This window comes from Novosphingobium umbonatum (genome assembly GCF_004005905.1).
GTDB classification, from domain to species: Bacteria; Pseudomonadota; Alphaproteobacteria; order Sphingomonadales; family Sphingomonadaceae; genus Novosphingobium; species Novosphingobium umbonatum.
Genome location: NZ_SACO01000007.1, coordinates 167,194 through 188,103 on the forward strand (window position 1 = coordinate 167,194; position 20,910 = coordinate 188,103).

Here is a 20,910-nt window from a genome sequence, read left to right on the forward strand (position 1 = left end):
CGCGGTTTGTCGCCGCGTCCCTATTTACCCCGGTTGGCTGTTATAGCCATGGGCATACCAATTATGCACGGCCCGTTCAGGCACGGGGCTTGGCGCATCGATGCTGGCTTGCACGGCGGTATCCGCGCTGGCCTGCGCGCCGGAAACCGATGGGGCCACACTGGCCGCAGGCTTGGCGGGGCAGGTCAGCTTGCCCAGCTTGGTCTTGTCCAACGGGCGCTGCTCCATGGCGGCGGCGACCATTTCCTCGACACCTTTGGATAAGGGCTGGCGCAGGGCAGGGCTGTCCGGCGCGTCAATCTGCGCGGTGGTCAGGCTGCCATTTTCCGCCACCAGTGTGACGCCGAAGCGGGCGGTTATGGTCAGGCCTTGGGCCACTTGCCAATCCATACCAGCCTCTTTCGGGCGGGCGCTGATGTCCAGGGCCGAACCGCAGGCCATCGCTGCCAAAAATCCGGTGCTATCGGCCTGTTGCAGGCGTGTTTGGGCTATCTCCAGCCCTAGCGGCCAGGCTGCGGGCTGTTCGCTTGATGAGGAACAGGCGGCGAGCAGTGCGAGGGGGGATAGGATGAGCAGGCGTTTCATGGGGAAGAAACTAGGGGGAAATGCTTAATGTGCAATGAGCGGTTGCAGGCCGCCCATCACGCAGCAGGTCGAACCGCCATCAGGTGGCAGGAGAAGGTTGCAAGGGCTGTGCTTTCTGGAAACCTGCCGTCCATCTGGCGGCCAGAGCCACCATCGGCTTTTCGACAAGGTGCCATGACAATGCGGCCACCGGCAGGGTGCAGAAGAAATTGGCCGCCGCAAGCGCCCAGGGATTGGTGAAATGAAAGGCCTGTTGCAACAGGGTCATCACCGGAAAAGCATAGATATACATGCCGTATGAATAGTCATGCCAGTGGGCGGAAAAGGCCTCGTCCTTGACGGTCAGGAAACCAAGGCACAGTAACAGATAGCCGGCGAAAAGCGATTCGATATGGGCATGGATGCCCAAACGGTTTTGCAAAACTGTCAGCCCGAGCAGCACCAGCAGGATGGTCCACGAGAGCTTGATCTTGTCTTTGTAAATATAGGCCGCGATCCCCAACGCGAACACCGTCCATAGACGATCAATACGGGCAAAATTATAGCCCAGACTGCTTTGATCCGTAATGCCAAAGGGTTGCCAGTGCCATGCCAGTACAAAGGCGATGGTTGCGGGGAAGATCACGCGGCTCATCAATTCCTTTTTGGAGAGCCCCGCAAGGAAGATGATCGTGAGCAGGGCATAGCAGCCGATTTCCCAAGGGATGGTCCAAAGCGAGCCATTGATGTTGCACAGCGCGCCTTCGCAATTCACGCCGGTAAGGCTGTAGCTGCCGCCCAGAAACAGGGCGTTTTTCAGCATGAAGCCTTTGGTTTCGCCGCGCAGGTAATCGTGCAGGGGAACGTTGGTGAACAGGCTGCCGATCAGCACGACCAGCACAATCGAAGCGATCAGCCCGGGCCAGATACGCGCCAGTCGGGCGCTGAAAAAGGCCACGGCACTTTGTCGGCGGATCAGGCTAGCATAGACGAGGAAGCCGCTGAGGAAAAAGAAGCCGTCCACCGCAAAATAGGAGATTTTTTCGCCAAGATAGGGCGAGAAAAAGTCCGCATCGGTTTTGCCGATAGTTGCCTCATAAGTATGAGACAGAATGACCGACGATGCCAGAATAAGCCTCGCAAGGTTGAAATTGTTGTTTTTTGTTGAGGCTTCTATAGTGAGCATCGATACCGCCCTTTGGGGTGCGTGCAGCTTGCAAATGCGCGGAAGGCACATGGTGGCGGTCCGGAGCAGTGTTTGGACATGACTTTAGGTTTTATATTAGGCAAAATCTATCTGGTGGTCGAAAAATGTCTTCTCCGGTGAATTACCTAATTTCCAATGAAGCCCTGCAGGCCGAGATATCCCCTTGGGGAGCAGAGCTGCTTTCTCTCAAGAACTCCAATGGCTTGGAGTATATGACCGACGCTGACCCTGCTTTTTGGTCTGGGCATGCGCCGCTACTTTTTCCTATCGTGGGGTCTCTTTCGTGCGATAAATTTAACCACGCGGGGCGTGCCTATGCTCTCCCGCGCCACGGTTTTGCCCGCCGCAGCCAGTTTTCTCTGGTGGAGTCGCGCGGGGACACTGTGACTTTCGCGCTGGAGGACAGCGAGGCAACGCGCGCTGTCTATCCCTTTGCCTTCCGGCTTGAGATGGCTTTCGCTTTGACCGGCGCCACGCTGCATATGACCGCCACGGTGCATAATACCGGCGAGGGCGATCTGCCTTTCAGCTTTGGTTATCACCCCGCCTTTGCATGGCCGCTGCCCGAAGGTGGGGCCAAGGAGCAGCATAGGCTGGTGTTCGAGCAGGACGAACCTGCCCCCATCCATCGTGTCGCCAAGGGTACCGGTGTGTTGCTACCTGAAGTGGAGGCCACGCCGGTACTGGGGCGCGAATTGGTCTTGCGCGAAAGCCTGTTCGAGGCTGACGCGGTGATCTGGAAGGATCTGGCGAGTCGCAAGCTCACTTATGCCTCGCCCGAAGGCCCCGCGTTGGACATCAGTTTCCCCGACACGCCCGATCTTGGCCTGTGGCAAGTGCCCGGTGCCCGCTATATTTGCATCGAGCCTTGGGCCGGCCATGCGGATCCGCAGGGGTTTGATGGCGAGTTTGTCCAGAAACCGGGCATCGTGCTGCTGCCCTCTGGCGGAACACGGGCATTCCGGATGTGTGTAACCTTGCGTTGAGCCCGAACCAAGGAACCTATCTGCCGCGTTGGGTGTTGGTTGGTTGGGTCATCTTGCTGTTGTCGCTTGCCTCCTTGCTATTTTGGGTGAGGGGAGAAGGGCAGCGGCGGGATGCGACCAATACGCGGCTCGTTTATTCAGCTATGGTTCGGCAGCCCCCAGATGAAGTGGCCTCTTGCTTGCATGATGGGCTGCCACTGACGGGCCCGTGGCATGTTGACAGCGAGGGGTCTCGGCATTGGCAGGGATGGAATCCGGCGCGCCATTTGCGGGTCGATCTGGTGCAGGCGGGCGAGTTTTTCCGTGTGACGGTGGGAACACCTTTGGGGCGACCATTGCGGGATCAGGAGGCTTTGGTTCTAGGGCGATGTCTCAAGCCGGAGCAACGCACAGGATAGACGAAAAGCCCGCCACCATGTAAGCGCCGCAGCCATGACCGAGCCTACCTCCAATCGCCGCACCTTTGCCATCATTTCCCACCCTGACGCGGGTAAGACCACGCTGACCGAAAAGCTGTTGCTGAACGGTGGCGCGATCCACTTGGCGGGGCAGGTGAAGGCGCGCGGCGCGGCGCGGCGTGCGCGTTCGGACTGGATGAAGATCGAGCAGCAGCGCGGGATTTCCGTGACCAGCTCGGTGATGACCTTTGCCCGCGAATTTGACGGGCTGGGCGAGATCACCTTCAACCTGCTCGACACGCCGGGCCACGAGGATTTTTCCGAGGACACCTATCGCACGCTGACCGCGGTGGATTCGGCGATCATGGTGATAGACGCGGCCAAGGGTATCGAGCCGCAGACGCGCAAGCTGTTTGAAGTGTGTCGTATGCGCAATGTGCCGATCATCACTTTCGTCAACAAGGTGGACCGCGAAGGCCGCCCTGTTTACGAAATTCTGGATGAAGTGGCCGATGCGCTGGCGCTGGACGTGTCCCCGCAAAGCTGGCCGGTGGGCATGGGCGGTCTGTTCGAGGGTATTCTTGATCTGGCCAGTGGAAGGATCAGCCGCCCCGAAGGCGATAGCCGCGAATTTCTGGGCAAGGTGGACTATGAACCCGTGCCCGCCGAATTCGCCGAGGAGATCGAACTGGGCCAGATGGGCTATCCCGAATTTGATCTGGAAGCCTATCGCCATGGCGATCTGACGCCGGTGTTTTTCGGTTCCGCGCTCAAGAATTTTGGCGTGGCCGAATTGATCGAGGCGATTGCCCGTCTGGCCCCGCCGCCGCGCCCGCAGCCCTCTTCCAATACATTGGGCGAGGCAGGCGTGATTGAGCCGACGGACAAGGAAGTGACCGGCTTCATCTTCAAGGTGCAGGCCAATATGGACCCCATGCACCGCGACCGCATCGCTTTCATGCGTCTGGTCTCGGGCACGTTCAAGCGCGGGATGAAGCTGACCCCTTCGGGTTCGGGCAAGCCGATGGCGGTACATTCGCCCATCCTGTTCTTTGCGCAGGACCGCGAGATTGCCGATGAGGCGATGCCCGGCGACATCATCGGCATTCCCAACCACGGCACTTTGCGCGTGGGCGATACGCTGAGCGAGGCCAACAAGGTGCGCTTTACCGGCCTGCCCAATTTTGCGCCGGAAATCCTGCGCCGCGTGCAGTTGAAGGACCCCACCAAGACCAAGCAGCTGCGCAAGGCTTTGGACGACCTGTCGGAAGAGGGCGTCATTCAGGTGTTCTATCCCGAAATCGGCAGCCAGTGGATTGTCGGCGTGGTGGGGCAGTTGCAGCTTGAAGTGCTGATCAGCCGGTTGGAGGCTGAATATAAGGTAGCCGCCGTGCTGGAAGGCGCGCCATTTGATACCGCCCGCTGGATCAAGGGATCGGACGCCGCGCTGCGCGACTTTGCCGAATTCAACAAGAGCAATCTGGCCAAGGATCGCGATGGCGATCCGGTGTTCATGGCGCGCTCGGTGTGGGATGTGTCCTATCAGCAGGAGCGCAACCCCGAACTGACCTTCTCGGCCACCAAGGAGCGCTGAGTTTAAGTCGCAGCCCTTGGTGACAGAGCGCCAAGGGCTGCAAGCTGTTATTGCATCAGCAAGCGGTGGCCATCGACAAAACGCCACAAGCGGCAGCGGATCAGCATGCCGCAGGCTTTCAACTTTTCATCCAGCCCGTTCAGGGCAGGGCTGGTGAGGATCTTGATCGAGTGGAGGGGGATGGAGGGTAGCAGCGCCCAAGTGCGCAGTAGCCAGACCAGCGACTTGCCCCCGCGCTGTTTGAACAGGGCAAAGCCTTCCGCGTTCAGCCTCTGCCACTTTTTGCGCAATTGCTCCCAATCGGCGCGGGCAGGGTGCCCCACGACCGCCTTGGCCGCATAGCCGATTTTATAGCCCATATCACCCGCGCGCAGGCACCATTCCTTGTCCTCGGACACTTCGGTGCGGAATTCGCCCACATGGGTGAAAACATCGCGCTTGCAGAGCAGATTGGCGGTGACAGTGAATTTCTGCTTTTCCACATAGCTGCGGTTGTCGAAGGCGAAGACCATTTCAAAGCCCTCCGCGCCGTTTTTGGCACGATCCTGCGGGACCAGCACCGTCATCGCGCCCCCGACAAAATCGGCATGTTCCATCGCCTTGACGCCTTCGGACAGCCATTCGCTTTCGGGGATACAGTCTGAATCGGTAAAGGCCAGTATCTCGCCACGGGCGTGGGGCACGGCCGCGTTGCGCGCGGGACCGGCGCCCTTGATCGGGGCATGGATGACTTTCGCGCGGCCGCCCGCCAATTGGCAGACCGCATCCAAGCCCACCGGGGAATTGTTGTCGCCCACGATGATCTCGAAACGGTCGCGCGGATAGGTCTGCGCCATCAAGGCATTGAGGCAGGCATCGAGCCCGTTGAGATCATTGTAATGGGGCACGATCACGCTGACAAAGGGCAGGCTGTTTGGCAGCGACATATTTCAAACTCCGTTTTCAACGCCGTCGGTGTGGCGACCATGCTCTTGTCAGACGGGATGCGTTTTGCGGGTGTTCTGGCCGCCCCGCATCGTCACGGTTAGATGGAATGTCCTTCAAACCTATGACTTCTTAAGGAAACTAGCCTGATTTGTGTTGGTTTATAGAGGGGCGTCGGGGGATATGACAATCATTGATTTTCCACCCCGCTGATCATCCATGCCGCCATTGTGCAGGAGCGGGTGCAAATTTTAAGCAGTCTATCCGGAAAACCACTGCCTAAAATTTAATCACTTGCGCGAGAATCGGGCTTTTGCCCTGCCTTTATCCGTGCAGTGGCCAGCGCGAAGCCGCGAATTTGCGGGATTTCGTAAATTGGCACGCCCCTTGCTGAGTATCTGGCAACCGGCGCTGGGCCGGGATTGGCTAATAGGGGATAGGCATGAAGTTCATCATCGCCATCATCAAGCCGTTCAAGCTTGACGAGGTGCGTGAAGCCCTCGGCGCTCTCGGTGTCGCCGGTCTGACGGTGTCCGAAGTGAAAGGGTTTGGTCGGCAAAAGGGGCAGACCGAGATTTATCGCGGTGCCGAATATTCGACCAACATGCTGCCTAAGGTGAAGATCGAGATCGCCGCCAGCGACGAACTGGCTCCGCGCGTGGTCGAAACGATCCAGCAGGCCGCCAGCACCGAAGCCATCGGCGATGGCAAGATCTTCGTGCTCGAATTGGCTTCCGCAACCCGTATCCGCACCGGCGAAACCGGGGATATCGCGCTGTGACCGGCGCCAGCCTTAGGAGTAAACCCACTATGATCCGCAAGATTTTGTGCGGCGCCGGGGCTATGGGCGCTTCGCTCTTTGCTTCTTCCGCCGCTTTTGCCCAGGCTGCGCTGGTCAAGGCGCCCGATGCTGCTGCTCAGGCCGCTATGGTCAACAAGGGCGACGTGGCATGGATGCTCGTTTCCTCGGCGCTGGTGCTGTTGATGAGCGTGCCTGCTCTGGCGCTGTTCTACGGCGGTCTGGTCCGCACCAAGAATATGCTCAGCCTGTTGATGCAGGTGCTGATGATCGTTTCGGTCGCGGCCCTGTGCTGGGTTGGCTGGGGCTATTCGATGGCCTTCACCTCTTCGGGCAGCCCGTTCCCCGCGCTGTTCGGCGGTCTTTCCAAGGCCTTCCTGATGGGCGTGACGACGTCGACCTATGCGGCGACTTTCTCGAACAACGTCTATCTGCCTGAATATGTTTATGTCATCTTCCAGATGACCTTCGCCTGCATCACCCCCGCGCTGATCGTGGGTGCCTTTGCAGAACGCATCAAGTTCACGCCGTTGATCATCTTCACCGTGCTGTGGCTGACGCTGGTCTATTTCCCGATGGCCCACATGGTGTGGTATTTCGCCGGTCCGGACTTCCTGGCTGACGCTCCCACCGACTCGGGTCTGCTCTATGGCTGGGGTGCTCTGGACTTTGCTGGCGGCACCGTGGTGCATATCAACGCCGGTATCGCTGGTCTGGTTGGCTGCATCATGATCGGCAAGCGTCTGGGCCATGGCAAGGAAGCCACCCCTCCGCACTCGCTGACCATGACCATGATCGGTGCCTCGCTGCTGTGGGTTGGTTGGTTCGGTTTCAACGCCGGTTCGAACCTGGAAGCTAACGGTCTGGCCGCTCTTGCCTTCATCAACACCTTCGTTGCCACCGCTGCCGCTGCTGTCAGCTGGTCGGTTGTCGAACAGGTCAAGCATGGCAAGCCCTCGCTGCTGGGCGCTGCTTCGGGTGCTGTGGCCGGTCTGGTTGCCATCACGCCTGCTTCGGGCTTTGCCCATCCGATGACCTCGGTTGTGCTGGGTCTGGTTGTCTCGCCGATCTGCTTCTTCTTCGTCTCGACCGTGAAGAGCAAGCTCAAGTATGACGACACGCTGGACGTGTTCGGCGTGCATGGTATCGGCGGTATCGTCGGCGCCATCGCCACCGGCATCGTGGCTGACCCCTCGCTGGGCGGTCAGGGCTGGATCGACTACACCGTGTTCCCCGCCGTTGCCGGCAAGTATGACATGGCCGTTCAGGTCATCACCCAGATCAAGGCTGTGCTGGTCACGCTGGTGTGGTCGGGTGTTGGTTCGGCTGTGCTCTACTTCGTGATCGACAAGATCTTCGGTCTGCGTCCTTCGGAAGAAGCCGAGCGCGAAGGTCTGGACATCACCGAACACGGCGAACGCGCCTACAACTACTAAGTTTTTCCAAGTTTGGCGGGTTCGGGAAGGGACTTCCTCCTCTCCTCCTCTCTCTAACCGGACCTGCCATCCGATGTTCCTCCTGCGAACGACCAACTTAAAAGGGCCGGAGCCAGCCGCTCCGGCCCCTTTTTTATGGGCGCAGGAAGGAAGGGTTTACTTGGCCTGCGCGGCCAGCATGTCCATCAACGGGCGCACGGGGCTGACATCATAGCCTGCCTGCAGCGCCTTCATCGTCACCCCGTCCAGATCGGCGCCGGTGCTGGCCTGAGCCAGAGCCCAAAGCAGGGTGGAGCGGGTGCCTGAGCGGCAATAGGCCAGAACCGGCCCTTCATTCTGCTTCAAGGCATCGACCATGGCAGCCACTTGCGTCGGGCTGAAACCGGCATGGCTGATCGGGATTGCGACGTAGGCCATGCCTGCGGCCTTGGCGGCGGCCTCGATCACCTCGCCGGGGGTCTGGTCATCGCTTTCACCCTCGGGGCGGTTGTTGATGATCAGGGCAAAACCGGCTTCGGCAGCCTGTGCCACATCGTCTAGCGTGATCTGCGGGCTGGCAAAGACCCTGTCGGTGAGCTGGCGGAACATGGGGCTTGGCACTCCTTTGCGAAATCGGGCCGAACTGTGTGAAAAACGCGCGGCCGCCAGGGAAATATGGGTGCTGCTGTGCCGAACAGGCGGCCAAGGGGCAAGTTTCCATTGATCCGCAGTGATGCTTTTTGGTCGCCATGGCAGAAAAATGACAAATCGTGGGCTGGGCTTGCGAATCTGTTCGCCATGTCAAAACTTTTGGGCTATGTGGCAAATTGCAGTGGAAAGGGCTGTGCGTCAGGCGCAGCTGCTTGCCCTGTCACCTGATGCGTTTCGTCCACGTATCAGGCGATGTGGTTCAGGGCGAAGCGAAGGTACGTTCGGTTTTATGGGTTTCGATAGAGGACGTCGCGGCAGGGGCCGAGACAAGCGCGACGGGTTCGGCGAAGACAGTTTCGACCCGTTCATGGGCGGTGGCGACCGTTTCGGCGGTGGTGATCGTTTTGGCGGCGGTGGCCGTGGCGGCTTCGGCGGTGGTGACCGCGGTGGCTTTGGCGGTGGTGACCGTGGCGGCTTCGGCGGCGGCGATCGCGGCGGCTTCGGCGGCGGCCCGCGTGGCGGCGGCTTTGGCGGTGGCGCTCCCCGTGGCGGCGGCATGCCTGCCCAGGTGGTTGGCCAGGGCAAGGGCGTGGTCAAGTTCTTCAACGCCCAGAAGGGTTTCGGCTTTATCCAGCGTGAAGATGGCGGCGAAGACGTGTTCGTCCACATCAGCGCTGTTGAGCGCGCCGGTCTGGAAAGCCTGGCTGAAGGTCAGGGTCTGGAATTCACGCTGGTGGATCGCGGCGGCAAGGTATCGGCCAGCGATCTGTCGATCGTGGGCGACGTGATCGCAGCTCCCAAGCGCGAAGCGGCGGCTGCTCCCCAGCGTCAGCTGACGGGCGACAAGGCCACCGGTACGGTCAAGTTCTTCAACGCCATGAAGGGCTTCGGCTTCATCACCCGTGATGACGGCCAGCCCGATGCCTTCGTGCATATCAGCGCTGTCGAGCGTTCGGGTATGCGCGAGCTGGCCGAAGGCGACCGTCTGGAGTTTGATATCGAGGTCGATCGACGAGGCAAGTACTCGGCGGTTAACCTGGTGCCGCGTCAGGGTTAACCCCGCACGCACCGCCCCCGAGGGAAGGGCCTGACCTAAGGGTCGGGTTTGACCGGGGGCCAGCGACAGCATAAACGCGCACAAGTGGCGGCGAGTCTGAACGAATCGGTTCAGGCACGCCGCCATTTCGCGTTTGCGTCACCCGCGCAATCGCGGGATCACCTTGCTGTCGTCCTTGGGGAAATGTTCCTCATTCTGGCAAATGTTCAAACCGGTTGGCCTGTTCGCCCGCCGGCTCCCGATCTGGAAAGCAAAGGAAGTATCGATGTCTATTTCGTCGCTGATGCCTGTTTATCCCCGCTGCGCCTTTCGGCCGGTGCGCGGTGAACATTGCCATCTGATTGGCGAGGATGGCCGCCGATATCTGGACTTTGCCAGCGGTATTGCGGTGAATTTGCTGGGCCACAGCCATGAAGGCCTGATCGGCGCGATCCAGCAACAGGCCGCGACGCTGATGCATGTGTCGAACCTTTATGGCAGCCCGCAGCAGGAAAGCGTGGCCGACCGTTTGGTGGAACTGACCTTTGCCGACACGGTGTTCTTCACCAATTCCGGCGCAGAGGCGGTGGAATGCGCCATCAAGACCGCGCGTGCCTATCACCAGCATGTTGGCAATCTCGACAAATATGAACTGATCACTTTCAAGGAGGCCTTCCATGGCCGCACCTTGGGCACGATCAGCGCCTCGAATCAGGAAAAGATGCATAAGGGCTTCCTGCCCATCCTGCCCGGTTTCAAATATGTCGATTTCGGTGATCTGGAGGCGGTGAAGGCCGCGATTGGCCCCAACACCGGCGGCATTTTGATCGAGCCGATTCAGGGCGAGGGGGGCGTGAAAGTCCCGACCGACGAATTCCTGCAGGCCCTGCGCGCTTTGTGTGACGAGCATGACCTGATGCTGATTTTCGACGAAGTGCAATGCGGCGTGGCCCGCACCGGCACCTTCTTCGCCTATGAACAGTTCGGCGTGGTGCCCGACATTCTGGCCAGCGCCAAGGGCATCGGCGGCGGCTTTCCGCTGGGCGCCTGCCTTGCCACCGAAAAGGCCGCGCGCGGCATGGTGGCGGGCACGCATGGCAGCACCTATGGCGGCAACCCCTTGGGTATGGCTGCGGCCAATGCCGTTCTGGACGCGGTGGCCAATGAGCCCTTCCTCGCCCATGTGCGCGATATGAGCGCGAAGCTGACGGGCCGTCTGGAGCAGTTTATCGGCAATTATCCCGATATGTTCGAACTGGTGCGGGGCCGTGGCCTGATGCTGGGTCTAAAGATGAAGATGGAGCCGCGTCCTTTCGTGGCCCATCTGCGCGACAATCACCAGTTGCTTTGCGTTTCGGCGGGCGACAAGACCATGCGTATCCTGCCCCCGCTGGTGATTGACGAAAGTCATATCGACGAATTCATGGACAAGCTGTCGGCGGGCGCTGCCAGCTATAGCCCCGAGGAAGCGGCATAATGACCCGGCATTTTCTGAACCTTGCCGATGCGGGCAGCGATGCGCTGCGGGCTATTCTGGCCGATGCGCAGGCTCGCAAGGAAGCGCGCGCCGGTTGGGCCAAGGGGCGGGTCGATGCCGACGCGCCTTTGGCTGACCGCGTGCTGGCGATGATCTTTGAAAAGAACTCCACCCGCACCCGCGTGTCTTTCGACATGGCCATGCGTCAGCTGGGCGGCAGCGCGATTGTGATGGACGCCGGGGGCATGCAATTGGGCCGTGGCGAAACGATTGCCGACACCGCCCGCGTGCTGAGCCGGATGGTGGATGCGATTATGATTCGCACCAATGATCACGCCAAAATCGAGGAGCTGGCCCATTATGCCAGCGTTCCGGTGATCAACGGCCTGACCGATGCTTCGCATCCGTGCCAGATCGTGGCCGACCTGCTGACTCTGGCCGAGCGCGGCGTGAAGCTGGCGGGGATGGAACTGGCTTGGCTGGGCGATGGCAACAATGTGCTCCACTCGCTGATCGAGGCGGCGGGCCTGTTGGGCTTTAACATCCGCGTGGGTGGCCCTGCCGGTTATGAGCCGGACCCTGCCTTTGTGGCCGCCGCCCGCGCTTTGGGCGCGCAGATCAGCTTTACGCAGGATGCCGCAGAAGCCGCGTCCGGCGCGCAGGTCGTCGTCACCGACACTTGGGTGTCCATGGGCCAGCCCGGTGGCGAGGCTGTGATCAAGGCGATGGAGCCCTATCAGGTCAATGCAGCCCTGATGGCCAAGGCCGCGCCAGGCGCCCTGTTCCTCCACTGCCTGCCGGCGCATCGCGGCGAGGAAGTGACCGACGAGGTGATCGATTCGGCACAAAGCGTGGTGTGGGATGAGGCCGAAAACCGTATCCACGGGCAAAAGTCCGTGCTGCGCTGGGCTTTCGGGCAGATCTGATGGATCAAGTTCTGCACTTTACGGTGCCGCAGCGTGACGGGCGCGGGCGGGTGGTCAGGCTGGGGCCGGTGCTGGATCTGGTCCAGTCCGCCCATGACTATCCCCCCGCGATCGGCAAGCTGCTGGCCGAGGCTTTGGTGCTGGCCGCGCTGCTCGGCTCCTTGCTAAAGGACCGTGACAGCCAGTTGACCATGCAGGCCCAGACCGAGGCGGGCGTGGTGGACATGCTGGTCTGCGATTACCGCAATGGTGAATTGCGCGGCTATATCCGCCATGATGAAGCGCGCTATGCTCAACTGCCGGAGGAACCCGCACTGGGTGATCTGCTTGGCAAGGGCTATCTGGCGATCACCTTCGATCTGGCCGTGACGGGGCAGCGCTATCAGGGCGTGGTTCCGTTGGAAGGCGAGAGCCTGAGCGAGGCCTGCGCGCATTATTTCGTGCAATCCGAACAGGTGCCGACCCTGATCCGCGTGGCCAGCCACAAGGGCAAGGATGGGCACTGGGTGGCCGGTGGTCTGCTGATCCAGCATCTGCCCGAGGGCGAAGAGGGGCGCGAGCGTCTCCATGTCCAGCTCGACCATCCGCAATGGGACCATCTGGCCGCGCTGGCGGGGACGACCTCGGACGCGGAATTGACCGATCGTGACTTGCCGCTCGACACTTTGGTGTGGCGCCTGTTCCACGAGGAATCGGAAGTGCGCGTGCTGGAGGATGAGGCGCTGACGCGTGGGTGCCGCTGTTCGCCCGAGCATTACCGCCAGATCCTGAGCCGTTTCGCGCCGGAAGAACTGGCCGAAATGCGCGACGAGGCGGGCGTGATCACGGTGGATTGCGCCTTCTGCTCCAAGCTGTTCCCGATCGAGATTGAAGGAAAGGTTTGACCCATGGGGCCGATTGCCAAGGTTGATGGTCGCAAGGCGGTGGTGTTGCTGTCGGGCGGGCTGGATTCGATGGTTTCCGCAGGGCTGGCGCTTGAGGCGGGCTATGAGCTTTATGCGCTGACCATCAATTACAACCAGCGCCATGCCTGCGAACTGGATGCCGCCACCGTGTTGGCCAAACATCTGGGGGCCAAGCGCCATGTGATCCTGCCTTTGGACCTGCGCCAATTTGGCGGTTCGGCGCTGACAGCGGATATTGATGTGCCCAAGGAAGGGGTGGGGGAAGACATTCCCGTCACCTATGTTCCCGCGCGTAATCTGGTGTTCCTCTCGCTCACTTTGGCCTGGGCCGAGGCTTTGGGCGCGCAGGATGTGTTCATTGGCGTCAATGCGCTGGACTATTCGGGCTATCCCGATTGCCGTCCGGAATTCATTTCGGGCTTTACCGATCTGGCGCGTCTGGCCACCAAGGCGGGGGCAGAGGGCGGTGATTTCACCATCCATGCCCCGCTGCAATTCATGTCCAAGGCGGATATTGCCCGCGAATCGCATCGGCTGGGGCTGGATGCAGGCATGAGCTGGTCCTGTTATGACCCGCAGCCCGATGGCAAGGCTTGCGGGGAATGCGATTCTTGCCGCCTGCGTCTGGGTGGCTTTGCCGAGGCGGGGCTGGTCGACCCGCTGGAATATGCGGTGCGTTAAGGGATGGCGTCGGGGGCGGGCTTAGGCTCGTTCCCGCACCCAGGGCGCCTTGCCCAGATGACTGGCCAGAAAGTCGATCAACACCTGCACCCGCGCTGGCCGCAAACGGCCCGGTGGGGTGACCAGATGCAGCGCAATATCGCTGACACGCCAATCGGGCATGACTTCGACCAGCGCCCCGCTGGCCAGATGGTCCCACACCATGAAATCGGGCTGTAGCGCGATTCCTTGGCCCGCCAGCAGGGCAGGGGTTAATGCATCGGCATTGTTCGCGCCCAGTCGCCCTTGCAGATGGGCGATATAGTCCCCTTCTTGCGCATGGGTGAAACGCCATTGCGCGGGGTTTTCCAGATTGGTGTAGAGCAGGCCGAGATGCATCGAAAGGTCGCGCGGATGTTGGGGCGTGCCATGGGCGGCCAGATAGGCGGGCGAGGCCACCAAGGGCCGCGCGACCTTGCATAGCCGCCGCGCCCTGAGCGAAGAATCCTCCAGCCCCGCGATGCGCAGCACCACATCATGCCCGCCGCCCACCACATCCACCAGCGCGTCGGACAGGTCCAGCTCCACCTGCACCAGCGGATAAGCGGCCAGAAATTCGGTGAGCAAAGGCGCGACATGGCGCAGGCCAAAGCTCATCGGCACGGCCAGCCGCACCAGCCCGCGCGGCACATCGCCTTCATCGCGGGCCTGCGCCTCGGCGGCCTCCCCATCGGCCAGAATGCGCCGCGCCTTGTCCAACACGCTGCGCCCGCTCTCGGTCAGCGCCAGACGGCGGCTGGTACGGTGGAGCAAAGGCACGCCCAGCCGCCCCTCCAGCCGCGCCATGGCTTTGGACACGGTGGGTTTGGACAGGCCCAGCGCCTCGGCGGCGGCGGCGAAGGAGCCGGTGTCCACCACTTTGGCAAAGATCGCCAAGCCTTCCAGATCGGGCAGCGCCATCGGGCGTTAGATCCGGTCGAACACAGAGCCCATGCGCGGGCTGAACAGCCGCTCATAGTTCTTGAGCAGGGCAGTGTCGGTCATGGCAGCCACATAGTCGCAGATGACGCGTGGAGCGCCTCCTGCGGCGTCATAGCGCGCCAGAACCTCGCGCGGCAGCAGGCGGGCAGGATCGGCCTGCATCGCCTCGAACACGGCGACCACCATGGTTTGGCCCTTGAATTCCAGATGCTGCACGGCGGGGCTGGTGATCACCTCGCGCACCACCAATTGTTGCAAGACCGAGAGGAAGGCGCGCTGTGGGCCACGCATCGCCACCCGCCAGCGCAGCAAAGGCTCGGCAAACTCGGGCATTTCCACGAAATCGACGGCGGTGATGAAATGATGGACCAAGCGCCCGATAAAGCGCTTGCGCGTACCCTCGCCGCCGAAAAGGCCTTCGAGCATATGGCCGAACACATCATTCGCGCTCTCGCCCGGATATTTGGCCTTCATCGCGTCCAGAAAGCTGGGGCAATGGTCGGCCACGGCGCGGGCGAAGCTGTCGCGCGTGATCAGGTCCAGCGCGATGGCGTCTTCCAGATCATGCACGCCATAGGCAATGTCGTCGGCCACATCCATAATGCTGCAATCGAGCGATTTATGCAGCGCCTTGCCATGCTTGCCCGGTTGCGGGGTGTGGCTCTGGAACAGGGCGCGGTCTGCGTCAGACAAAGGCTGGCAGATCCACTCCACCACATCAGCCTCGCTATCGAGATAGCATTTGGGTGGCTTGCTGGCGCTTGCATCGATCAGGCGCAGGGTGCTGGGGCCGGAGAGCAGCGCGGGGCGTAGATCGGGATTGGCAACGGCGGAAAAGGCTACTGGATATTTCAGCACGCCCAGCATCATCCGCCGCGACAGATTGGCCCCTGCGCTTTGCGAGAAACTCTCCAGCCGCGCCAGAATGCGTAAGGTTTGCCCATTGCCCTCAAACCCGCCCGCATCGCGCATACAATAGTTCAGCGCCACCTCGCCGCCATGGCCGAAGGGCGGGTGGCCGAAATCATGGGTGCAGCCGATGGCATGGATCAGGCTGCGATCGGGCAGCAGCGGGGCGGCGGAATGCTCGGGCACATCCTTGGCCAATTGGCGGGCAAGGCCACCGGCAATTTGTGCCACTTCCAGTGAATGGGTCAGGCGGGTGCGATAAAAATCGCTGTCCCCCAGATTGAGGATCTGCGTTTTGCCCTGAAGCCTGCGGAAAGAGGCCGAATGGATGACGCGGGCATAATCAATATCGGCATAGTCGCGGGCGTCTTCGGCCTGCGCGGTCCAGCTTTCGCGGCGGTGGGACCAGAGCGGGGATTCGGGGGAGGAATGCATCCGCGGCTTGTAGAGCCATTTGGGCGCTTAGGGGAAGGGAGAGGTGTTGGTTGCGCGAAACGCAACAGTTCTTGGCGCCTTTGCATTTGCGAGAATCATGCTGCAGCGCAATAAGGAACACGCCTTTCAGGCATCCTCTCCCAAACTTCCAAAGGCCAGCCCTCGGGCTGGCCCTTTTTTTGCCCGTCGTGGATGGTGCTCAGGCTTTGCGACGATAGCGGAAATACCAGACCTCATGGCCGTAAACCGTGCGGGCCTTGTGCTCGTAACGGGTTTCGGGCCAGCCGCTGGGGCGCACCTGAAAATGCTTGGGCTCCTGCGCCAGCCATTCAAACTGGTCCTTGTGGCGGCGCATCACCATCAAGGCGTGGCGCAAATAGACATCGTGATCGGTGCCAAAGCGGAATTCGCCACCCGGTTTCAGCTTGGCGGCGAACATATCCACCGGTCCGTCATTCATCATCCGGCGCTTGGCATGGCGCGCCTTGGGCCAGGGATCGGGATGCAGTAGATAGAGGAAAGACAGCGAGCCATCGGGAATGCGGCTGAGCACTTCCAACGCATCACCATGATGGATCCGCACATTGGGCAGAGGCGGATGCTGGGCCACGCCTTCGGAATTGCGCCCGCCATCGACATGGGTCAGCGCCTGCGCCACGCCATTGATGAAAGGTTCGGCGCCGATAAAACCATGGTCGGGCAGCATGTCGGCGCGATAGGCCATATGCTCGCCCCCGCCAAAACCGATCTCGAAATGCAACGGACGGTCTTCGCCAAATAGGCGCTTGGCGGTGACCTCGCCTTCCAGCGGCACGGCGATTTGCGGCAATAGCGTATCCACCAGACCCTGTTGGCCCGCGCGTAAGGGCTTGCCCTTGGAGCGGCCATAGAGCCGGTTCAATGTGGTGGGATCGCCTTCTTTATATGCTGTCATATCGGTGCCTGCTGCGAATTTGCGCCGCCGATGGCAGGCGTTGGGCCAAGGGTCAAGTAGGGCGCAGCCAAGGGCCCTTAAACCACAAACGGCCCACCCCATAGGGGCGGGCCGCTGCGGTTAATCGGGGGTGGGGGACTTCGCTCAGGCGGCGACGGCATCCTCACCGGGATCACGCAGCACATAGCCACGGCCCCACACGGTTTCGATGTAATTTTCGCCGCCGCAGGCATGGGCAAGTTTCTTGCGCAGCTTGCAGATGAAAACGTCGATAATTTTGAGTTCGGGTTCGTCCATGCCGCCATACAGGTGGTTCAGGAACATTTCCTTGGTCAGCGTGGTACCCTTGCGCAGCGAGAGCAGCTCCAGCATGGCATATTCCTTGCCGGTCAGATGCACGCGGGCGCCGTCCACTTCCACCGTCTTGGCGTCCAGATTGACGCAGAGCTTGCCGGTGCGGATAACGCTTTGCGAATGGCCCTTGGAACGGCGGACAACCGCCTGAATACGGGCGATAAGTTCTTCGCGATGGAAAGGCTTGGTCACATAGTCATCGGCGCCAAAGCCGAAGCTGCGGACCTTGCTGTCCATTTCCGAAATGCCCGACAGGATCAGCACCGGCGTTTGCACCTTGGCGACGCGCAGCTTTTTCAGCACGTCATAGCCATGCATGTCGGGCAGGTTGAGATCCAGCAGGATGATATCGTAATCATACAGCTTGCCCAGATCGAGGCCTTCTTCGCCCAGATCGGTCGAGTATACGTTAAAGCCTTCGGTGGTGAGCATCAATTCGATAGCTCGGGCCGTGGTAGGCTCATCTTCTATCAACAAAACGCGCATATGGGTTTGCCCCCTATTAACCCCGGTTTCTGCGGTTGCGACCTCTTCCGGGCACAGCCACCTATTAACCATGCGATAGATGAACGCAAAAGGTTAATTTAGCGTAAAGCGTCAAATCGGAGGCATGAAATGGCTTGTGAATTAGGCATTTAGCCTTAATTCCCCAATTGGCTCATAGGATAGATATTGTGTAAACTATGAGTATTAAAGGAAAAACCGTGAACCGATCCGGCACTTGCGGACCAGCGGACCGGCAGGCCCAGCGGGATGAAAACGTTCGCGCTAAGGGTTAATCGCTCCGCTTCGGCGTAAAGTGCAATCGTTTCCGAAGCGCTGGTTTCGGAAGTTTTTTCGATCAAAATATCTGATTCTGTCGAGCAATCTTGGTTCGCGCGGCAGTGCAAAACGTGGAAATACCAAGCGGGATTTGCGTAAGGTGCCACCTGGTCCAATAGTCGGAGGTCGGCAGGGTCTTTGATGTTAACTCTTTCTATTTCAACACCAATACTGCCAAAGTCCTGCGTAATTCGTGTGGCCAGAATATCTGCGCCCGGCCCTTTTGGTAGCGCCAGCCGCAGCCGCACCCTTTCAGGATGCACCGCATTCCACCGACTGATTCGCTGCATTGCGAGTTTTTGGCGCCCTTCCATGTCATAATCGGACCAGCGCTCGCTCTTGTCATCGCCGCGCAGCGCCATGGGCAGCAGGCGGGTGTTCGGCACGAATCCGGCGATCCCCAGAGCCTGCCCCAAGGCGACGCGGTCGATCACCATGGCCAAGGCCTCGCGGTTGAGGGGCAGGGCGAGGAAGCCCTGCTCATTCTCCACCTTCAACCCGAACAGGCCAGCCACCGGATCAAATCCGGCCTGCAAGCGACTGAGCCGCCCGTTGGGAATGCGTGCAGCATCGGCAAAGCTGCCGCCCAGCACCAGATCGACCCGCCCGGCGCCCAAATCAGCCAGCGCCGCTTCCACCGGTTTTTGCACTAGGGTAACCGGTCGGGTGGTCGCCTGCCAGTTTTCGGGCATGGGTTGGCCGCGTTCCGACGGGGGCAGGGCGGTCAGCCAAAGCAACCCATCCTTACTCTTGATCCGCATCGGACCAGTGCCCCGCCCGCGCCAGCGCAGACCCAGTGCAGGTTCGGCCATCAATTGCAGGAAATCGGGCATGGGGTGGGTCAGGCGGATTTCCACCACGCGGCCCGCCATCGCCCGCACTTCATCCACTACGCCCAGTTCCAGCCCCAGCGGCGTGTCCTTGGTGGCGGCGATGGTCTGACGCAGCGCATTGCGCACCGATTCGCTGGTCAAAGGGCTGCCGTCGGGGGCCGCGCTATCGCGCAGGCGGAAAATATAGCTGAGACCATCATCGGTGACGATCCAGCGGTCGGCGAGGGCGGGCACCACGCGGCCCTGCTCGTCCAGCGCCACCAGCCCTTCTTGCCCCGCGGCCTCCAGCATGTCAGCCGCAACCGGATTGGCGTCCAACTCCCCTTCGCCAATCACCGCCACGCGCAGGGCCTGGTTGGTTTCCTTGTGACAAGCGGTCAGGCTGGCCAGTAGCGCAGCGGCGCAGGTCAGGCTGGAGAATGGGGCCAGCTTGAAAAGAGGGCTCGGCTTCATAGCCTTACCCTACAGCAAGTGTCGCAGCGATCAAACCTTGCGCAGCAAGCCAGCTGTGGGCAGCGCGCTGGCCGGTGTGCGCAGGCGGGTGAAACAGGCATGGGGTTCGGCCGTATGCTGCGGGCGGGCCAATACTGGATCGACCTCTTCATCAAAGGCGATGCCGAAACGGTTGTCCTGCACCCATGCGACTACGCCATCGATCCAGCCCAATTGGCGCAATTCCACCTGTACCGGCAATCCGCAAATGACCCGCAAACTGGCCTCGGCCATCAGGCCGCCGCGCGAGAGGTTGCGGATGCGCACGCTGTGCAAGGCATCACTGCCCTCCACCCGCAGATTGGCCAGCAGGAACAGGCTGTCGCGTCCGGTTCCGCGTTGGGGATTGTCACTGATCGCCATGGCTTGCTTTCTGCCCTCTTCGGCCAAGCCGGTGGGCCCAAGGGGCGCCACGGGCAAGAATCGGCCTTTGAACAGGTTCAGCCTAGGCTGTCCGGCATCAACAAAGCGTTAACATCTACGTGTTTGCTCGTGATGCCGGTTAAGCTTTTGTCGATTAATCGTCGCGCGAAACGCGCTCGCGGCGCTCGTGCGCCTCTTGCGCTTCCACCGTCATCGTCGCGATGGGGCGGGCGATCAGACGGCCAAGGCCGATCGGTTCGCCCGACACTTCGCAATAGCCATATTCATTGGCCTCGATGCGGCGGATGGCCGAATCGATCTTGGCGATCAATTTGCGCTGGCGGTCCCGCGTGCGCAATTCGATGCCCCAATCGGTTTCGGAACTGGCGCGATCATTGAGGTCGGGTTCGCGCAGCGGCCCTTCCTGCAACTGGTTCAGCGTATCGGCCGAAGCGCTCAGGATCAGCTTTTTCCATTGCTGCAGCAGGCGGCGGAAATAGTCCTGCTGCGCCTCGCACATATATTCTTCATCTTCGGAAGGGACGTAGTCTCCGGCCAGAGAACGTCTTGCCTTGACGAGGACGTCGATATCGTCCGCCAGACCACTCGCCATCTTTACCCTCCGTAATGCTGTTACGCCAAATTTTGGCGACACCAGCCCCAGCCACTTTGCCGAGCCGGTATGAAGCGGCCTATAGTTTGCAGCCGAAATCTCCACAAGCGGCAAACTTGATTTCTTTGCGCGCCAATCACCGCAATTTTGCGGATGGGCTTTTACAGAGGCAGGTAAAGTCTAGCCCAAATGGTTACGTGTTAACCCGTATCGGCAAAACCTTGCCGGATATTAACCTTATCTTGACCACGCAGGGCCAGTCTTGGCGCATGATAGCAGAATCAGGAAGCAGGACATGGGTTACAATTGGGCACCGTTCGGACAGGATAACATAGAGGTTAGTGACAAAGCTGCGGCGGCGCTGTTGACGCGCTGTCTGGCGGCGGCCCAGGCGGGCGACACGATCGCCTATTTCGACCTTGGCGTGGTCTATTCCACCGGCAGCCATGGTGTGGGTTGCGATTTGGTCGAAGCGCATAAATGGTTCAATCTGGCGGCGGTGGCTGGACATGAAGAGGCGCAGGTATGCCGCGCCGAAGTGGCCGATGACATGACCGCGCGCGAGATTGCCGAAGCCCAGCGCCGCGCGCGCGAATGGCTGGCAAGCATCGCCCGCAAGGCGGCGTAAACCC

At 60.7% G+C, this 20,910-nt stretch carries 21 protein-coding genes; 10 read left to right on the plus strand and 11 right to left on the minus strand.

Annotated elements, in window-relative coordinates; genetic code table 11:
- Window positions 1–24 precede the first annotated feature (24 nt).
- Together EOE18_RS11215 and EOE18_RS11220 are read right to left on the minus strand one after the other, a co-directional pair.
- The gene (locus tag EOE18_RS11215; protein ID WP_127709482.1) at window positions 25–390 is read right to left on the minus strand and encodes a hypothetical protein; all 366 of its coding nucleotides are present in this window, start codon (window positions 388–390) and stop codon (window positions 25–27) included.
- A gap of 274 nt (window positions 391–664) precedes the next feature.
- The gene (locus EOE18_RS11220; protein ID WP_164852733.1) at window positions 665–1,750 is read right to left on the minus strand and encodes an acyltransferase family protein; all 1,086 of its coding nucleotides are present in this window, start codon (window positions 1,748–1,750) and stop codon (window positions 665–667) included.
- 125 nt (window positions 1,751–1,875) lie between these two features.
- Here EOE18_RS11220 and EOE18_RS11225 point away from each other — a divergent pair, with 125 nt between their 5' ends.
- Together EOE18_RS11225 and EOE18_RS11230 are read left to right on the plus strand one after the other, a co-directional pair.
- Window positions 1,876–2,757, plus strand: a complete 882-nt coding sequence (locus tag EOE18_RS11225; RefSeq protein WP_127709486.1) for an aldose 1-epimerase family protein — start codon at window positions 1,876–1,878, stop codon at window positions 2,755–2,757.
- A 432-nt stretch (window positions 2,758–3,189) separates the two neighbouring features.
- Complete coding sequence (locus tag EOE18_RS11230; protein WP_127709488.1) at window positions 3,190–4,749, plus strand: peptide chain release factor 3; 1,560 nt, start codon at window positions 3,190–3,192, stop codon at window positions 4,747–4,749.
- A 47-nt stretch (window positions 4,750–4,796) separates the two neighbouring features.
- On the opposite strand, the gene EOE18_RS11235 is transcribed toward EOE18_RS11230, so the two are convergent.
- Entirely contained in the window at window positions 4,797–5,675 is an 879-nt protein-coding gene (locus EOE18_RS11235) for a glycosyltransferase family 2 protein (protein WP_246027402.1), read from the minus strand.
- Between the two features lie 440 nt (window positions 5,676–6,115).
- Between EOE18_RS11235 and EOE18_RS11240 the strand changes: the two genes are divergently transcribed.
- Entirely contained in the window at window positions 6,116–6,454 is a 339-nt protein-coding gene (locus EOE18_RS11240) for a P-II family nitrogen regulator (RefSeq protein WP_127709490.1), read from the plus strand.
- Window positions 6,455–6,483: 29 nt separating this feature from the next.
- Window positions 6,484–7,908 carry an ammonium transporter gene (locus EOE18_RS11245; RefSeq protein WP_127709492.1) on the plus strand — a complete coding sequence of 475 codons (1,425 nt, stop codon included), beginning with the start codon at window positions 6,484–6,486 and terminating at the stop codon, window positions 7,906–7,908.
- 156 nt (window positions 7,909–8,064) lie between these two features.
- Here EOE18_RS11245 and EOE18_RS11250 read toward each other — a convergent pair whose 3' ends face one another.
- Complete coding sequence (locus tag EOE18_RS11250) at window positions 8,065–8,496, minus strand: protein tyrosine phosphatase family protein (RefSeq protein WP_127709494.1); 432 nt, start codon at window positions 8,494–8,496, stop codon at window positions 8,065–8,067.
- A 331-nt stretch (window positions 8,497–8,827) separates the two neighbouring features.
- Here EOE18_RS11250 and EOE18_RS18945 point away from each other — a divergent pair, with 331 nt between their 5' ends.
- The 5 genes from EOE18_RS18945 to queC all read left to right on the plus strand — a co-directional run bounded on the left by EOE18_RS18945 (window position 8,828) and on the right by queC (window position 13,563).
- Window positions 8,828–9,595: a cold-shock protein gene (locus tag EOE18_RS18945; RefSeq protein ID WP_127709496.1), complete on the plus strand. Its 768-nt coding sequence runs from the start codon at window positions 8,828–8,830 to the stop codon at window positions 9,593–9,595.
- Window positions 9,596–9,860: 265 nt separating this feature from the next.
- Window positions 9,861–11,051 (plus strand): aspartate aminotransferase family protein, encoded by a 1,191-nt coding sequence (locus EOE18_RS11260; RefSeq protein ID WP_127709498.1) that lies wholly within the window; start codon window positions 9,861–9,863, stop codon window positions 11,049–11,051.
- Window positions 11,051–11,977: an ornithine carbamoyltransferase gene (argF, locus tag EOE18_RS11265; RefSeq protein ID WP_127709501.1), complete on the plus strand. Its 927-nt coding sequence runs from the start codon at window positions 11,051–11,053 to the stop codon at window positions 11,975–11,977. The genes EOE18_RS11260 and argF overlap by 1 nt, the downstream gene beginning before the upstream one ends.
- The gene (gene hslO, locus EOE18_RS11270; protein WP_127709503.1) at window positions 11,977–12,861 is read left to right on the plus strand and encodes an Hsp33 family molecular chaperone HslO; all 885 of its coding nucleotides are present in this window, start codon (window positions 11,977–11,979) and stop codon (window positions 12,859–12,861) included. The genes argF and hslO overlap by 1 nt, the downstream gene beginning before the upstream one ends.
- A 3-nt stretch (window positions 12,862–12,864) precedes the next feature.
- Window positions 12,865–13,563: a 7-cyano-7-deazaguanine synthase QueC gene (gene queC, locus EOE18_RS11275; RefSeq protein WP_127709505.1), complete on the plus strand. Its 699-nt coding sequence runs from the start codon at window positions 12,865–12,867 to the stop codon at window positions 13,561–13,563.
- Between the two features lie 21 nt (window positions 13,564–13,584).
- On the opposite strand, the gene EOE18_RS11280 is transcribed toward queC, so the two are convergent.
- From EOE18_RS11280 to dksA, 7 genes are all read right to left on the minus strand, one after another.
- Window positions 13,585–14,502, minus strand: a complete 918-nt coding sequence (locus tag EOE18_RS11280; RefSeq protein WP_127709507.1) for a LysR family transcriptional regulator — start codon at window positions 14,500–14,502, stop codon at window positions 13,585–13,587.
- Window positions 14,503–14,508: 6 nt separating this feature from the next.
- Window positions 14,509–15,867, minus strand: coding sequence for an anti-phage deoxyguanosine triphosphatase (locus EOE18_RS11285; protein WP_127709509.1), 1,359 nt, complete (start codon window positions 15,865–15,867; stop codon window positions 14,509–14,511).
- Between the two features lie 199 nt (window positions 15,868–16,066).
- Window positions 16,067–16,801: a tRNA (guanine(46)-N(7))-methyltransferase TrmB gene (gene trmB, locus EOE18_RS11290; protein ID WP_127709511.1), complete on the minus strand. Its 735-nt coding sequence runs from the start codon at window positions 16,799–16,801 to the stop codon at window positions 16,067–16,069.
- Between the two features lie 144 nt (window positions 16,802–16,945).
- Complete coding sequence (gene ctrA, locus EOE18_RS11295; protein ID WP_127709513.1) at window positions 16,946–17,641, minus strand: response regulator transcription factor CtrA; 696 nt, start codon at window positions 17,639–17,641, stop codon at window positions 16,946–16,948.
- A gap of 155 nt (window positions 17,642–17,796) precedes the next feature.
- Complete coding sequence (locus EOE18_RS11300) at window positions 17,797–19,263, minus strand: ABC transporter substrate-binding protein (RefSeq protein WP_127709515.1); 1,467 nt, start codon at window positions 19,261–19,263, stop codon at window positions 17,797–17,799.
- Between the two features lie 30 nt (window positions 19,264–19,293).
- Complete coding sequence (locus tag EOE18_RS11305) at window positions 19,294–19,665, minus strand: PilZ domain-containing protein (RefSeq protein WP_127709517.1); 372 nt, start codon at window positions 19,663–19,665, stop codon at window positions 19,294–19,296.
- 154 nt (window positions 19,666–19,819) lie between these two features.
- Window positions 19,820–20,278, minus strand: coding sequence for an RNA polymerase-binding protein DksA (gene dksA, locus EOE18_RS11310; RefSeq protein WP_127709519.1), 459 nt, complete (start codon window positions 20,276–20,278; stop codon window positions 19,820–19,822).
- A 295-nt stretch (window positions 20,279–20,573) separates the two neighbouring features.
- On the opposite strand from dksA, the gene EOE18_RS11315 reads away from it, so the two are divergent.
- Window positions 20,574–20,906: an SEL1-like repeat protein gene (locus EOE18_RS11315; RefSeq protein ID WP_127709521.1), complete on the plus strand. Its 333-nt coding sequence runs from the start codon at window positions 20,574–20,576 to the stop codon at window positions 20,904–20,906.
- The last annotated feature ends 4 nt before the right edge of the window (window positions 20,907–20,910 follow it).